Source organism: Hydrogenophaga sp. A37 (assembly GCF_002001205.1).
Lineage (GTDB): Bacteria > Pseudomonadota > Gammaproteobacteria > Burkholderiales > Burkholderiaceae_C > Hydrogenophaga.
Genome location: NZ_MUNZ01000162.1, coordinates 1 through 14,736 on the forward strand (window position 1 = coordinate 1; position 14,736 = coordinate 14,736).

The following is a 14,736-nucleotide window of genomic DNA, read 5'->3' on the forward strand; positions in this document are numbered from 1 at the left end:
GGAGCGAAGACAAGCACTTCCCCGCATGGCTCCCTCCCCCGCTGGGGGAGGGCAGGGGTGGGGGCCCGCCAGCCAAGACGCCACCAGGAACCCATTCACCGAACACCGCTCAGGACACGCCCCATGAACAACCCCTCCCCCGAACTCGCCCGCCAGATGGCGAACGCCATCCGCATGCTCGCCGTGGACGCGGTGGAAAAGGCCAAGAGCGGCCACCCCGGCGCGCCCATGGGCATGGCCGACATTGCCGAGGTGCTGTGGAACCGCCACCTCAAGCACAACCCGGCGAATCCGCACTGGCCCGACCGCGACCGCTTCGTGCTCTCCAACGGCCACGGCTCGATGCTGATCTACGCGCTGCTGCACCTCACCGGCTACGACCTGCCGATGAGCGAGCTGAAAAACTTCCGCCAGTTGCACAGCAAGACGGCGGGACACCCCGAGGTGGGCGTCACCCCTGGTGTGGAAACCACCACCGGCCCGCTGGGCCAGGGCATCAGCAACGCGGTGGGCATGGCGCTGGCCGAGAAGCTGCTGGCGCAGGAATTCAACAGAGAAGGCCATGCGGTGGTGGACCACTTCACCTATGCCTTCCTGGGTGACGGCTGCCTGATGGAAGGCATCAGCCACGAGGCCTGTTCGCTGGCCGGCACGCTGCGCCTCTCGAAGCTGGTGGCGTTCTACGACGACAACGGCATCTCCATCGACGGCCACGTCGAAGGCTGGTTCACCGACGACACGCCCCAGCGCTTCGACGCCTACGGCTGGCACGTGATCCCCAACGTGGACGGCCACGACCCCGCCGCCATCGAAGCCGCGCTGCTGGAGGCGAAAGAGCAGGGCGCCCGCGCCGACGGCAAGCCCACGCTGATCTGCTGCAAGACCGTGATCGGAATGGGCTCGCCCAACAAGGCGGGCACGCACGACGTGCACGGCGCCGCCCTGGGCGCGGCCGAGGTGCAGGCAACACGCGACGCGCTGCGCTGGACGGCGGCGCCGTTTGAAATTCCGACCGAGATTGCAAGCGCCTGGAACGCCACCGACCGCGGCGCCGTGGCCGAACGGGCTTGGCGCCATCGCTTCGAGGCCTACCGCACGCAGCACCCACTGGAGGCCGCCGAGTTCGAGCGCCGCATGGCCGGTGATCTGCTGCCCGCATTTGCCGAGAAGCTGCCCGAGGTGCTGGAAGCCATCGCCGCCAAGGCCGACGCCTTCGCCACCCGCAAGGCCAGCCAGAACGCGCTCGACGTGCTGGCCCCGCTGGTGCCCGAGTTCTTCGGCGGCAGCGCCGACCTGACCGGTTCCAACCTCACCAACTTCAAGGGCTGCGTGAAGGCAGGCCGCGACGTGTGGGGCAACCACATGAGCTACGGCGTGCGCGAGTTCGGCATGGCCGCGATCATGAACGGCATGGCCCTGCACGGCGGCTACATCCCCTACGGCGGCACCTTCCTCACGTTCAGCGACTACAGCCGCAACGCGATCCGCATGGCCGCGCTGATGAAGCAGCGCGTGATCCACGTGTTCACGCACGACTCCATCGGCCTCGGCGAAGACGGCCCGACGCACCAGTCCGTCGAACACGTGCCGAGCCTGCGCATCATCCCGGGTCTGGACGTGTGGCGCCCGGCCGATGGCCTGGAGACCGCCGTGGCCTGGGCCAGCGCCATCGAGCGCCGTGACGGCCCGAGCGCGCTCTGCCTCTCGCGCCAGAACCTGCCGCGCCTGAGCGACGTGTCCATGGTCGAAAAGATCCGCCAGGGCGGTTATGTGCTGGCCGAGGGCGTGAACCCCAAGGCCGTGATCGTGGCCACCGGTTCCGAAACCTCGCTGGCCATGGAGGCCCATGCCGCCCTCGCCGCCGAAGGCATCAGCACCCGCGTGGTGTCCATGCCTTGCAGCAACGTGTTTGACCGCCAGCCCATCGCGTACCAGGACAGCGTGCTGCCGCTGGCCCTGCCCATCGTGGCGGTGGAGGCCGCGCACCCGGACTTCTGGCGCAAGTACGTGGGCCGCACCGGCGCGGTGGTGGGCATCGCCACGTTCGGCGAGTCGGCACCCGCGAAAGACTTGTACGCGCACTTCGGCATCACCGCTTCGGCGGTGGTGGTGGCAGTCAAGGATCGCGTGTGATGAGCGCCTTCCCTTACGACCTGATCCTGTTCGACCTCGACGGCACGCTGATCGAGACCGCGCCCGAGATCGCCGACGCGGTGAACGACACGCTCTCGCGTTTCGATCTGCCGGCCGTGACCCAGCCACAGGTGAATGACTGGATCGGCCACGGCACGCGCGAGCTGCTGATCCAGGCGATCGCTGCCACCGGCAACACCACCGCCGACACGGTGCGCCAGTCCGACAGCTTCAAGCTCATCGAAGCAGAGTTCGGCAAGCACTACCAGCGGCGATGCGGCACACGCAGCCGCCTCTACCCCCATGTGCGCGAAACCCTGCAGGCGCTGCGCGCGGCGGGTCTGAAGCTGGTGGTGATGACCAACAAGGAAGGCCGCTACACCCGGACCGTTCTCGACGCCCACCAGCTGGCGCCGTTGTTTGACCACGTGATCAGCGGCGACACGCTGCCGGTGAAAAAACCCAACCCGGCGGGCATCGCCGACTGCCTTCAGCGCTTTGGCGTGGCGCCCGGGCGCGCGCTCTTCGTGGGCGACTCCAGCATCGACGTGGCCACCGCACGCAACGGTGGCATTGCCGTGTGGGCGCTGCCCTATGGCTACAACATGGGCGAGCCCATCGAGGCCTGCGGGCCCGACCGCGTGATCCCCGATTTTTCGGCGTTGACCACCGGGCTGCCGGCCCGCGACACCACGGCCAGCACCTGAACGCCTTTCTTATTCATCACTTCGGAGACAGAACCACCATGACCATCAAGATCGGTATCAACGGCTTCGGCCGCATCGGGCGCAACGTGCTGCGCAGCGCGATCCAGAACTTCGCCGACATCGAAGTCGTCGCCATCAACGACCTGCTCGAACCCGACTACCTCGCCTACATGCTGCAGTACGACAGCGTGCACGGCCGCTTCAAAGGCACCGTCAAGGTCGAAGGCGGCAACATCGTCGTCAACGGCAAGACCATCCGCCTGACGCAAGAGCGCGACCCCGCCAACCTCAAGTGGGCCGACGTCGGTGCCGACATCGTCATCGAGTCCACCGGCCTGTTTCTCGACAAGGTCACGGCCCAGAAACACCTGGACGCCGGCGCCAAGAAGGTCATCCTGTCCGCGCCCTCCAAAGACGACACGCCCATGTTCGTCTACGGCGTGAACGACAAGACCTACGCCGGCCAGGCCATCATCAGCAACGCCAGCTGCACCACCAACTGCCTGGCCCCCGTGGCCAAGGTGCTGAACGACAAGTGGGGCATCAAGCGCGGCCTGATGACCACGGTGCACGCGGCCACCGCCACGCAGAAGACCGTGGACGGCCCGAGCAACAAAGACTGGCGTGGCGGCCGCGGCATCCTGGAAAACATCATTCCTTCCAGCACCGGCGCGGCCAAGGCCGTGGGCGTGGTGATCCCCGAGCTGAACAAGAAGCTCACCGGCATGAGCTTCCGCGTGCCGACCAGCGACGTGTCGGTGGTGGACCTGACGGTGGAGCTGAACAGCGAAGCCAGCTACGCCGAGATCTGCGCCGAGATGAAGGCGCAGAGCGAAGGCGCCTTGAAGGGCGTGCTGGGTTACACCACCGACAAGGTGGTGGCGACCGACTTCCGTGGCGAGACCTACACCAGCGTGTTCGACGCCGACGCCGGCATTGCGCTGGACAGCACCTTCGTGAAGGTGGTGGCCTGGTACGACAACGAGTGGGGCTACTCGAACAAGTGCCTGGAGATGGCGCGCGTGGTCGGCCGTGGTTGAGGAGGGCGGCATGAAGTTCCTCCGTTTCAGCGACGTGTGCGCGAGCGGCTTCGCTGGCGACAAACGCGTCTTCATCCGTGCCGACCTCAACGTGCCGCAAGACGATGCCGGCCGCATCACCGAAGACACCCGAATCCGCGCCAGCATCCCGGCCATCCAGATGGCGCTGGACGCCGGGGCCGCCGTCATGGTGACCAGCCACCTCGGCCGCCCCACCGAAGGCGAGTTCAAACCCGAAGACTCGCTGGCGCCCGTGGCCGCGCGTTTGGGTCAGTTGATGAACCGCAACATCCGCGTCGTGGCCAACTGGGTGGACGGCGACTTCTCGGTCGCCCCCGGCGAGGTGGTCATGCTGGAGAACTGCCGCCTCAACGTCGGCGAGAAGAAGAACAAACCCGAGCTCGCCGCCAAACTCGGCAAGCTCTGCGACATCTTCGTGCACGACGCCTTCGGCACCGCGCACCGCGCCGAAGGCACGACCTACGGCATCGCCGAGACGGCGCCCATCGCCTCGGCCGGCCCGCTGCTGGCGGCCGAGATGGACGCCATCGGCAAAGCCCTTGCCAACCCCAAACGTCCGCTGATCGCCATCGTCGCCGGCAGCAAGGTCAGCACCAAGCTCACCATCCTGCAGGCCCTGGCGAAAAACGTGGACGGCCTGATCGTCGGCGGCGGCATCGCCAACACCTTCATGCTCGCGGCCGGTCTGAAGATCGGTAAGAGCTTGGCCGAGCCCGACCTGCTGGGCGAAGCCACCGCCGTGATCTCGGCCATGAAAGCGCGCGGCGCGGCCGTGCCGATCCCGACCGATGTGGTCTGTGCCAAGAGCTTCAGCCCCGACGCCGTGGCCACGGTGAAAGCCGCGACCGACGTGGCCGACGACGACCTGATCCTGGACATCGGCCCTGAGACGGCGCAGCTGCTGGCCGAGCAGCTGAAGAAGGCCGGCACCATCGTGTGGAACGGCCCGGTGGGCGTGTTCGAGTTCGCCGCCTTCGAGAACGGCACCAAGGTCATTGCGCAGGCGATTGCCGAGAGCAGCGCCTTCAGCATCGCCGGTGGTGGCGACACGCTGGCCGCGATTGCCAAGTACGGCATCGAGAAAGACGTGGGCTACATCTCCACCGGTGGTGGCGCTTTTCTCGAAGTGCTGGAAGGCAAGACCTTGCCGGCGTTTGAGGTGCTGGCGCGCCGCGCCAAGGGCTGATGGTGGCCACGCTCGCGTGCAGCGCGTCGGGGAGTTCAGTTCACTCCACCACCATGTCCAGCCGCAAACCCGTCTGACGCACCACCGATTGCCAGCGCTCCCCCTCCGCCAGCAGCAGGTCGTGCAGCTCACCAGGGGTGGAGGTCTGCACCTGTGCGCCATCGGCCTCCATGCGCGCCACCACGTCCGGGTCTTTCAGCACCGTGTTGAGCGCGGTGTTCAGCTGGCGCGTCACCGCGTGCGGTGTCTTGGCCGGCGCGAACAGCGCGTACCACTGCGTGAGCGACACACCGGGCACGCCCGCCTCCATCAATGTGGGCACCTCGGGCCAGGCCGGCAGGCGCTCATTGCCGGCCACCGCCAGCGCCTTCAGGCGACCACTGCGCAGATAGGGCTGCGCGGTGAACAGGCTGGGGAACATGAGTTGCACCAGGCCGTTGGCCACGTCGGCGATGGCCGGCGCGGCGCCCGCGAAGTCCACGCGCTTGAGCCGCGTGCCGGTTTGCAGCTGGAACAGCTCGGCCGCGAAATGTGGCACCGTGCCCTCGCCGGCCGACGCGTAGGCCAGCGGCGCCGGCGCGTCGCGCAGCAGGCGCACCAGCTCCGCCACGCTGTTCACTGGCAGGGCGGCCGGCACCACCAGCAGCGTGGGTGAATATCCGATCAGACCGATGGGCGAGAAGTCGATCACCGGGTCGTAGCGCAGCTTCTGCAGCGCCGGGTTGATGCCGTGCGTGGCGATGTAGCCGAACAGCAGGGTGTGGCCGTCTGCATCGGCGGCGGCCACGTACTCACTGGCGATGCTGCCATTGGCGCCCGCGCGGTTGTCCACCACCAGCGGCTGACCCAGCAGGGGCCCCAGCTTGCGGGTGAGCGTGCGCGCCATGGTGTCGTTGCCGCCGCCCGCGCTGGTGGGCACGATGACGTGCAGTTCGCGCTGCGGGAAGCTGCGCACCGCCACGCCCTGTGGCGCGGTCGTGCTGGCCTCGGCCGGCGCGGCGGGCGGGAACACGTAGCCCGGCAGGTGCAGCATGCCCTGCATGATCTTGCGCGCGGTGCGCACCAGCGCGGCGCTCTTGATCTCGATGCGCTCGCCCTCGCCCTCCAGGTCCACGGCCACGTCGATCTGCCCCGCCGGGTGCAACACCACCAGCGCATGACGCCCCGCCGGGCGCGCGATGCCGCTGGCCACGGTGCCGGGCAGTGCAAAGGCGGTGGCCACGCCAATGGCGCCGGTGACGGCGTGTGAGGCGTGGCATTTGTGCGGCGTGAAGTAGCGCGAGGTGATGCTCTCGGGCGAGTCGCCCGCGCTCACCAGCACCGGTTTGGGGATCACGCTGCCCGACACATCGCCCAGACCCATGCGCCGACCGGCCTCCAAGCGCAGCGCCTCGATGCGCGCGAGCAGGGCGGTGTTGGCGTCCAGCTCGGCCGGGCGCTCGCGGCCGGTGAGGCCGAGGTCGGCGGCGCGCAGCATCATCAGCGGCATGGCCGCGTCGATGCAGGTCACCTCCAACCCGTCGATGGTGTCAATGCGCTGGCCGGTGGGAAACACCTGGCCGGTGACCGCGCCCCAGGCGTCGAGGAAGTTCAGCAGGATGGGCGCCGCCGTGCCGGCCACGCCGTCGATGCGCGCGTCGCCCTCGTAGGTGACCTTGCCGCCGGGCGTGCACACCGTGACCTCGATCTGCGAGCCGGTGTTCACGTTGTGGATGCGCACCGTGGTGTGGCCGTCCTGCGCGGTGATCAGGCCCTGCTCGATGGCGAAGGGCGCCACGCCCGAGAGCATGTTGCCGCAGTTGGGCCGTGTGTCCACCGAGCGGTGGCCCACGCCGACCTGGGCGAACAGGTAGTCGAGGTCGCAGTCGGGCCGGGTGGCGCGCGAGACGATGGCGACCTTGCTGTTGAGCGTGCTGCCGCCACCCAGGCCGTCGAGCTGCAACGGGTCGGAGGCACCGATGGCGCCGATCAGCGCCTGGTCACGCGCCTCGTCGCCTTCGGGCAGCCAGTCGCGCAGGAAAAAGGGGCCGCGCGAAGTGCCGGCGCGCATCAGGACACAGGGGATGGAGAGGGACATGGCGTGTTCAAGGGTGGGTGGGCAGCGCTGATCCGCGCGGGTGTGGTCCAGTGCACCGCCGGGCTGGCTTCGCCAGACGGCCAGTGCCGCCCCCCCCGGGGGGGGTGACGCGAAGCGGCGCGGGGGGGCAACTCAATCTGCCGTCAGCTTGGCCTTCACCACCACGGCCTTCCACTTCACCAGCTCGCTCTTGACCAGGCTGCCCAGCTGCTCGGGCGTGCTGGTCTCCACGTCGGCGCCGTGGTCCTCCATGCGCTTGACCACGTCCTTGTCGGTCAGCACGGTGTTGAGCGCCTGGTTGATTTTGTTCACCACGTCCTTGGGCGTCTTGCCCGGCGCGAAGAGGGCGTACCACTGCTGCACCTCGACGCCGTCCACACCGGCTTCCTTCATGGTGGGCACATCGGGCAGCAAGGGCGAGCGCTTGGGGCCGGCGATGGCCAGTGCCTTGAGCTTGCCGCCCTTGACGTGCGGCAGCGCGGTGAACAGGCTGGGGAACATGAACTGCGTCTGGCCGCCGATGGTGTCGTTCACCGCCGGCGCCGCTCCCTTGTAGGGCACGCTGATCATCTCCACACCCGCGTTCATCTTGAACAGCTCGCCCGCAAAGTGCGGCGCCGTGCCGTTGCCGGCGGTGGCGTACACGTAGCGCTCGGGCTTGGCCTTGAGCTGGGCCACGAGGTCCTTCACGTCCTTCACCGGTGTGGCAGCGTTGGCCACCAGCAGCGTGCCGGAGTAGCCCACCAGGCCCACGGGTTCGAAATCGGTCACCGGGTCGTAGCGCAGCTTCTGCAGCGCGGGGTTCATGGCGTGGGTGGCGATGTAGCCCAGCATCAGCGTGTGGCCATCGGGCGTGGCGCGCGCCACGAATTCGCTGGCCAGCGCGCCGTTGGCGCCGGCCTTGTTCTCCACGATCACGCTCTGGCCCAGCAGCGTGCCCAGCTTCTGCGCGATGGTGCGCGCCATCAGGTCGTTGCCGCCACCGGCGGCGGTGGGCACGACGATGGTGATGGTCTTGGTGGGAAAGGCCATCGCGGCGGGGGCGAAGGCGGCGGCGAGGGCGAGGGTGATCGCGATCCGTGTGGTGTTCATGGGTTTGTCTCCTGTGGGTTGAAAGTGGGCGAATCATCCAGCGATCAAAGACATCTGTGAATTGCATAGTTGGGATCGATTGATCCACAATGTGCATCAATCAAAATCACCCCATCCGGTCCATTCCATGTCCGCGCACTTCGATCTCAACGACCTGTTCGCCTTCCGTGCCGTGGCCGAACTCGGCAGCTTCCGCAAGGCCGCCGAGTCGGTTCACATCTCTCAGCCGGCGTTCAGCCGGCGCATCGACAAGCTGGAGCAGGCGCTGGGTGTGCGGCTGCTGGAGCGCAGCACACGCCGCGTCAGCCTGACGGTGGTGGGGCGCGATTTTGACCGTCAGCTGCGCCAGATCCTCGACGCGCTCGACACCACGCTGCTCGGCATCCGCGGTGTGGCGGCCACGCGCATGGGCGAGGTCACCATCGCGGCCGTGCCCTCGGCGGTGAACTACTTTCTCTCCAGTGTGATCGCGCGTTACCACGAGCGCTACCCGCGCGTGCGCATCAAGATCATCGACGAGAGCGCCAACGCGGTGCTGCTCGCGGTGGCGCGCGGCGAGGCCGATTTTGGCCTCAATTTCGTCGGCTCGCAGGAGGCCGACGTGGAGTTCAGGCCGCTGAAGGAAGAGCAGTTCGTGGCGGCCTGCCGGCGCGACCACCCGCTGGCCAAGAAGCGCCAGGTGCGCTGGGCCGAGCTGGCGCAGCACGACTACATCGCGGCCGACAAGGTCTCGGGCAACCGCCTGCTGCTCGACCAGGCGCTGGCGGGCATGGCCGGGCAGCCGCAGAGCCTGTACGAAACGCGGCACGGCACGACCATGATCGGTCTGGTGGAAGCGGGGCTGGGCGTGGCGGTCGTGCCCTCGATGGCCATGCCGGCCAAGGACCACCCGCTGCTGGTCAGCGTGCCGCTGGTGGACCCGGTGGTCAAACGCATGGTGGGCCTGATCAAGCGGCGCTCCACCGTGCTCACGCCGGCCGCGCAGGAGTTCTACAACCTCTGTGCCGAGATGCAGACCGGCCCGCCGCGCCGGCGCAGGACGGCGCGCGCCTAGAGGCGCCTATTTAGGCTTGCGCGTCGGGATGCGCAGCATCACCCCGGCGCCGATGGCGGCCGTGACCAGCAGCACCAGCTGCACCGCCACGCGGCCCTGAAAGTGCCAGATCGAGACACTCACCATCAGCAGCATCGACCCGACGGCGATGGCCTTGCTGCGGCGCGTCAGGCTGCGGTCGCTTTCCCAGTCGCGCAGCATCGGGCCGGTGAGGCGGTGGTTGAGCAGCCAGGTGTGCAGCCGCGGCGAGGCCTTGGCGTAGCAGGCGGCGGCCAGCAGCACGAAGGGTGTGGTCGGCAGGCCCGGCAGCACCACGCCCACGATGCCCAGCAGCAGCGCCACCGATCCCGCCACCCACAGCAGACCGCGCACCAACCGCGAGCGGTGGGGCGTGGGCGCCTTGCTCGGGGGGTTGAGCGGGCCCGCAAGGGAACGGCGTGGCGCCTCGCTCATGGCGCGAACAGGCCCATGGGATGGTGCGCCACCGCGATGCTGGCCATGAAGCCCACGACGGCCAGTGCGGCGACGAAACACAAGGCCTTGGCCATCCGCGTCGGTGCCCGCTTGAGCGCCAGGGTGCCGAGCCCGATGTAGACGATCAGCAGCACCAGCTTTGCCAGCAGCCAGTGGTCCTGCGTGGGGTTGAGCTGCCGCAGCCACCACAGCGAGCCGCCCGCGAGCAGCAGCAGCGAGTCCAGCATCGGGCTCAGGCCGCGCGCCCAGCCCTGCATCGGCCAGGCCTGCCCGGCCAGCACGCCGACGCCCCGTGCCGCAAACAACGACACGCTGAGTGTCACGAGGGTGATGTGCAGCGGCAGGAGCCAGGGATAGAGGGCGGCGACCCATTCAGGGGAAGGCATGGTCTGCGCATCATAGGTCGGCGCGCAGCGGTGGAGTGTGGGGGCCATCGGGCCAGCCGCCGGGCCGCCCCAAGGCGGGTCCCAGCCCCCTCGGGGGGCAGCGACCCGCGCAGCGGCGGAGCCCCGGTCCGCGCCGACAAAGGCGCGGGACGCTTGGGGGCGCTTACCCTCCCAGGGCGGGGTAGTCGGTGTAGCCCTCCGCGCCGCCACCGTAGAAGGTGGCTTTGTCCGGCGTGTTGAACGGGCCGCCCGCGCGCAGGCGCGCCACCAGGTCGGGGTTGGCGATGTAGGGTTTGCCGAAGGCCACGAGGTCGGCGCCATCGACCAGCGCCTGCTGGGCCAGTGGCAGGTCGTAGCCGTTGTTCACCATCCAGGCGCCCTGGCCGCCGGCCGCACGGTAGGTGGCCTTGAGTTCGGCGTAGTCAAAGGGGCGTTCGGGCAGCTCGCGCGGGCCGCCGGTGGCGCCTTCGATCAGGTGCAGATAGGCCAGTTGGTACGACGCGAGCTTGCGCACCACATGGTCGAACAACGGCTGCGGGTGGGCATCGACCACGTCGTTGGCCGGGGTCACCGGCGAGAGCCGGATGCCGGTGCGCCCACCGCCGATGGCGTCTGTCACGGCGGCCACCACTTCGAGAAGCAGGCGCGCGCGGTTGGCGATGCTGCCGCCGTAGTCGTCCTTGCGGTGGTTGCTGCTGGTCTTCAGGAACTGGTCGATCAGGTAGCCATTGGCGGCGTGGATTTCCACACCGTCGAAGCCTGCCGTGATCGCATTGAGCGCGGCGTGGCGGTAGTCCTGCACGATGCCGGGGATTTCTTCGGCGTCGAGCGCGCGTGGCTCGGAGGTGTCCACGAAGATCGGCACGCCGTCCTTGATCAGCACGGTCTTGGTGTGGGCACGGATGGCCGAGGGCGCGACCGGCTTCACGAAGTGCGGCTGCAGCTCAAGGTGCGAGACTCGGCCCACGTGCCAGAGCTGCACCACGATCTTGCCGCCGGCCTCGTGCACCGCCTGCGTCACGCGCTTCCAGCCGTCGAGCTGCTCGGTGCCGTACAGGCCGGGCACGTCGGAATAGCCCTGGCCCTGCTGGGTGATGGCGGTGGCCTCGGTGATCAGCAGGCCGGCGCTGGCGCGCTGGGCGTAGTACTCGGCCATCAGCGGTGTGGGGATGGCTTCGGGTGCGCGGTTGCGCGTGAGCGGCGCCATGACGATGCGGTTGGCGAGCCGGAGGGCGCCGACTTGCAGGGGTTCAAAAAGGGTGGTCATGGATGGGAACGGCGGCGGGAATGGAGGTGCGGCCCAGTCTACGCCTCGCTGCCCGCGAGCAGTCGCCGACGGACGGTGACCCCACGCCGGGTGTTTCATCAAGCGATGACGAACGGTATAACTTTGCCTGCCTTCAGACGCTCCACCATGCACACCCTCAAACTCATGAAGATCGGCAACTCTGTTGGCGTCCTCCTCCCCGGAGAGGTGCTGTCCCGCCTGCGGCTGGAAAAGGGTCAGACGGTGTTCCTGACCGAAACGGAAGGCCTGCTGCTCAATCCCTGCGACCCAGCGCTGGAAGGGCAAAAGAGGTCCACCGTGGGGTGTCTTTCGCGTGGCCTCAGACCAGCCTGAGGCAAAGCTCTGACAATGCAGCTCATGAATCCCATGCCCAAGCCCCTGCAAGACATCCGCCTCTCTCTGCTTGACCTCGTGGCCGTGCGCGAGGGCGGCACGGTGGCCGACGCGCTGGCCATCGCTCGCCGCACGGCCCAACACGCCGAAGCCCTGGGCTTCACGCGCTACTGGCTGGCCGAACACCACAACATGAGCGGCATCGCCAGCTCGGCCACGGCCGTGCTGGTGGGCCACATCGCAGGCGCCACAAAGACGATGCGCGTGGGCTCGGGTGGCGTGATGCTGCCCAACCATGCGCCGCTGGTGGTGGCCGAGGCCTTCGGCACGCTGGCCGAGCTCTACCCTGGCCGCATCGACCTCGGCCTGGGCCGCGCACCCGGCACCGACCCGATGACCATGCGCGCGCTGCGCCGCGACCGGCGCGAAACCGAAGAGGACTTTCCGCGCGACGTGATGGAGTTGCAGCGCCTGCTGGGCGATGCGGTGCCGGGCCAGAAGCTCATCGCCATGCCGGGCGCCGGCACGCACGTGCCGATCTGGCTGCTGGGATCGAGCCTGTTTTCGGCCCAGCTGGCGGCCGAGCGCGGCCTGCCCTACGCCTTTGCCTCGCATTTCGCGCCGCGCTATTTGCTGCAGGCGCTGGATATGTACCGCCACAACTTCAAACCCTCGGCGGTGCTCGACAAGCCCTATGTGGTCGTCGGCGTGCCGCTGATCGCCGCGCCCACCGACGACGAGGCCGATTTCCTGGCCAGCAGCACCTACCAGCGCGTGCTCGGCATCCTGACCGGCCAGCGCGGTCAGCTGCCCGCCCCGGTGGCGGGCTTCCTGGAGCGGCTGGACCCGCAAGCGCGTTCCGGCATCGCCGACTTCCTGGCTTGCGCGGTGGTGGGCGGGCCCGACACCGTGCGCGCCGGCCTGCAGCAGCTCGCCCATGCCACCCAGGCCGACGAGTTCATGATGGTGAGCGACGTGTTCGACCCGGCGCTGCGCCTGCGCTCCATGGACATCGCGGCAGCGGCGGTGCGAGAGCCGGTGGCGGCCTGAGAGGCGGGGCTTTGCGCCGTCGAGTTGTGGCGCGTCAGCGGTCGCGCTGCGCCGACGTGCCGAAGCGGAGCAGCGGTTCCCTGTGGCCGGTGGCGGACAATACCGGCCTCTTTGACCATCCCCGGGCGCCGCCTGTTTCGCGGCCCACCCGGCTTTCACCATGACCTACAGCGTCAAGGAAATCTTCTACACCCTGCAGGGCGAGGGCGCCAACGCCGGTCGCGCCGCGGTGTTCTGCCGCTTTGCCGGTTGCAACCTCTGGAGCGGGCGCGAGGAAGACCGCGCCAGCGCCGTCTGCACCTTCTGCGACACCGATTTCGTGGGCACCGACGGCACGCTGGGCGGCAAGTTCGCCAGCGCCGGTGCCCTGGCCGACGTGGTCGCCGGGCAGTGGCCCGCCGGCGCTGCCCCTGGGCTGGTGGTGCTGACTGGGGGCGAGCCACTGCTGCAGGTGGACGAGGCTCTGACCGGCGCGTTGCACGCGCGTGGCTTCACGATCGCGTTGGAAACCAATGGCACGCTGGCACCGCCCGCCGGGCTGGACTGGGTGTGCGTGAGCCCCAAAGCCGGCGCCCCGCTGATGCTCACCCGCGGGCAGGAGCTCAAGGTGGTGGTGCCGCAGGACGGACTGGACCTGGACGCACTGGCCGGTCTGCCTTTTGAACACCACTTCCTGCAGGCCATGGACGGCCCACTGGCGCGCCGCAACACCGAGCTGGCCACCGCACTGTGCCTGGCCGACCCGCGCTGGCGGCTGTCGGTGCAGACGCACAAAGTGCTCGGGATCAGATGAGAGATGGATTGAGATGAGATACGAACTGAGCCAGAGCTTTTATTTCGAGGCCGCCCACACCTTGCGCCGCAAGATTGAGGTGGAGCCCAGCCTGCGCATCCACGGCCACACCTACATCGCCGAGGTCACGCTGGCGGGCGAGCCCGACCCGGACAGTGGCATGCTGGTCGATCTGGCCCATCTGCGCGGCCACATCGAAACCCTGCGCCTGGCGCTGGACCACCGTTTCCTCGACGAGGTGGCCGAGATCGGCCCGGCCACGCTGGAAAACCTCTGTGCCTTCATCTGGCGCGCGATGGAGGTGCACCACGCGCAGCAGCTGGACTGCGTGGAGGTGCGCCGCGAGGCCAGCGGCGACACCTGCCGGTTGCGCCGGTAGGACCGCCCCCGGGAGGCGCTCAATCTCTCAGGCCACGTACCGCAGCAAGGTGAAAAAGTGGCAGGTGCTGCCGGCCAGCACGAACAGGTGCCAGATGCCGTGACCGTGGCGCAGCTTGTGGTCGGTGGCGTAGAAGACGATGCCCAGGGTGTAGAGGGCGCCACCGGTGGCCAGCCAGGCAAAACCGGCCTGGCCCAGCGCCTGCCACAGCGGCGCCACCGCCACCAGTGCAAGCCAGCCCATGAGCACGTAGATCACCAGCGACATCACCCGTGCGCCACGCGCGAGCCAGATTTCTTGCGCGATGCCCACCACCGCCAGCCCCCAGACCACGCCCAGCAGCGACCAGCCCCAGGGGCCGTTGAGCGAAACCAGCGCAAAGGGCGTGTACGTGCCCGCGATCAGCAGGTAGATGCTGCAGTGGTCCAGCTTCTGAAACACGGCCTTGGCCCGGCCGCCCAGCGCGTGGTACAGCGTGGACGCCACATAAAGCGCCACCAGCGTGGCACCGTAGACGCTGAAACCCACGATGCGCCAGGGGTCGCCCTTGAGCGACGCGCTGGTGATGAGCACGACCGCAGCGACCACGGCCAGCACCGCCCCCACGAGGTGGCTGATGCTGTTGAAGCGTTCGCCGGAGACCATGGTGTCAGGCGGTGGCGGGTTCTGTGGCTGCGTGGCCACCGAACACGGGCTGGCACGGCGGGATGGGGTGAAAAAATG

15 protein-coding genes are annotated in these 14,736 nt (G+C 68.4%); 9 read left to right on the forward strand and 6 right to left on the reverse strand.

The window, feature by feature from the left end:
* The first annotated feature begins 123 nt into the window (after positions 1–123).
* From tkt to B0E41_RS21950, 4 genes are read left to right on the forward strand one after another with little or no spacing between them, the layout of a single operon-like run.
* On the forward strand, positions 124–2,133 hold the full coding sequence (tkt, locus tag B0E41_RS21935) for a transketolase (protein ID WP_253195081.1): 2,010 nt from the start codon (positions 124–126) through the stop codon (positions 2,131–2,133).
* Complete coding sequence (locus B0E41_RS21940) at positions 2,133–2,840, forward strand: HAD family hydrolase (RefSeq protein WP_077334465.1); 708 nt, start codon at positions 2,133–2,135, stop codon at positions 2,838–2,840. Before tkt ends, B0E41_RS21940 begins: the two co-directional genes overlap by 1 nt.
* Positions 2,841–2,878: 38 nt before the next feature.
* The gene (gene gap, locus B0E41_RS21945; RefSeq protein WP_077334467.1) at positions 2,879–3,880 is read left to right on the forward strand and encodes a type I glyceraldehyde-3-phosphate dehydrogenase; all 1,002 of its coding nucleotides are present in this window, start codon (positions 2,879–2,881) and stop codon (positions 3,878–3,880) included.
* Between the two features lie 10 nt (positions 3,881–3,890).
* On the forward strand, positions 3,891–5,087 hold the full coding sequence (locus B0E41_RS21950; protein WP_077334469.1) for a phosphoglycerate kinase: 1,197 nt from the start codon (positions 3,891–3,893) through the stop codon (positions 5,085–5,087).
* Between the two features lie 40 nt (positions 5,088–5,127).
* Here B0E41_RS21950 and B0E41_RS21955 read toward each other — a convergent pair whose 3' ends face one another.
* A complete protein-coding gene (locus B0E41_RS21955; RefSeq protein ID WP_077334471.1) occupies positions 5,128–7,164 on the reverse strand; it encodes a 4-oxalomesaconate tautomerase in 2,037 nt (678 codons plus the stop codon).
* A 132-nt stretch (positions 7,165–7,296) separates the two neighbouring features.
* On the reverse strand, positions 7,297–8,256 hold the full coding sequence (locus B0E41_RS21960) for a tripartite tricarboxylate transporter substrate binding protein (RefSeq protein ID WP_077334473.1): 960 nt from the start codon (positions 8,254–8,256) through the stop codon (positions 7,297–7,299).
* A 127-nt stretch (positions 8,257–8,383) separates the two neighbouring features.
* On the opposite strand from B0E41_RS21960, the gene B0E41_RS21965 reads away from it, so the two are divergent.
* On the forward strand, positions 8,384–9,310 hold the full coding sequence (locus B0E41_RS21965) for a LysR family transcriptional regulator (protein WP_077334475.1): 927 nt from the start codon (positions 8,384–8,386) through the stop codon (positions 9,308–9,310).
* Positions 9,311–9,316: 6 nt separating this feature from the next.
* Here B0E41_RS21965 and B0E41_RS21970 read toward each other — a convergent pair whose 3' ends face one another.
* The 3 genes from B0E41_RS21970 to B0E41_RS21980 all read right to left on the reverse strand — a co-directional run bounded on the left by B0E41_RS21970 (position 9,317) and on the right by B0E41_RS21980 (position 11,437).
* Positions 9,317–9,763: a YbaN family protein gene (locus tag B0E41_RS21970; protein WP_077334477.1), complete on the reverse strand. Its 447-nt coding sequence runs from the start codon at positions 9,761–9,763 to the stop codon at positions 9,317–9,319.
* Positions 9,760–10,170: a SirB2 family protein gene (locus tag B0E41_RS21975; protein WP_077334479.1), complete on the reverse strand. Its 411-nt coding sequence runs from the start codon at positions 10,168–10,170 to the stop codon at positions 9,760–9,762. The genes B0E41_RS21970 and B0E41_RS21975 overlap by 4 nt, the downstream gene beginning before the upstream one ends.
* Before the next feature lie 163 nt (positions 10,171–10,333).
* Positions 10,334–11,437 carry an alkene reductase gene (locus B0E41_RS21980; RefSeq protein WP_077334481.1) on the reverse strand — a complete coding sequence of 368 codons (1,104 nt, stop codon included), beginning with the start codon at positions 11,435–11,437 and terminating at the stop codon, positions 10,334–10,336.
* A gap of 147 nt (positions 11,438–11,584) precedes the next feature.
* On the opposite strand from B0E41_RS21980, the gene B0E41_RS21985 reads away from it, so the two are divergent.
* The 4 genes from B0E41_RS21985 to B0E41_RS22000 all read left to right on the forward strand — a co-directional run bounded on the left by B0E41_RS21985 (position 11,585) and on the right by B0E41_RS22000 (position 14,013).
* Positions 11,585–11,791 carry a hypothetical protein gene (locus B0E41_RS21985; RefSeq protein WP_077334483.1) on the forward strand — a complete coding sequence of 69 codons (207 nt, stop codon included), beginning with the start codon at positions 11,585–11,587 and terminating at the stop codon, positions 11,789–11,791.
* A 24-nt stretch (positions 11,792–11,815) separates the two neighbouring features.
* The gene (locus B0E41_RS21990) at positions 11,816–12,841 is read left to right on the forward strand and encodes an LLM class flavin-dependent oxidoreductase (RefSeq protein WP_077334515.1); all 1,026 of its coding nucleotides are present in this window, start codon (positions 11,816–11,818) and stop codon (positions 12,839–12,841) included.
* A gap of 160 nt (positions 12,842–13,001) precedes the next feature.
* Positions 13,002–13,634 carry a 7-carboxy-7-deazaguanine synthase gene (gene queE / locus B0E41_RS21995; RefSeq protein WP_077334485.1) on the forward strand — a complete coding sequence of 211 codons (633 nt, stop codon included), beginning with the start codon at positions 13,002–13,004 and terminating at the stop codon, positions 13,632–13,634.
* Positions 13,635–13,647: 13 nt separating this feature from the next.
* Positions 13,648–14,013 (forward strand): 6-carboxytetrahydropterin synthase, encoded by a 366-nt coding sequence (locus B0E41_RS22000; protein ID WP_077334487.1) that lies wholly within the window; start codon positions 13,648–13,650, stop codon positions 14,011–14,013.
* A 27-nt stretch (positions 14,014–14,040) separates the two neighbouring features.
* Here the strand turns inward: B0E41_RS22000 and B0E41_RS22005 are convergent, their stop codons facing one another.
* Positions 14,041–14,658 (reverse strand): hemolysin III family protein, encoded by a 618-nt coding sequence (locus B0E41_RS22005; protein ID WP_077334489.1) that lies wholly within the window; start codon positions 14,656–14,658, stop codon positions 14,041–14,043.
* Between the last annotated feature and the right edge of the window lie 78 nt (positions 14,659–14,736).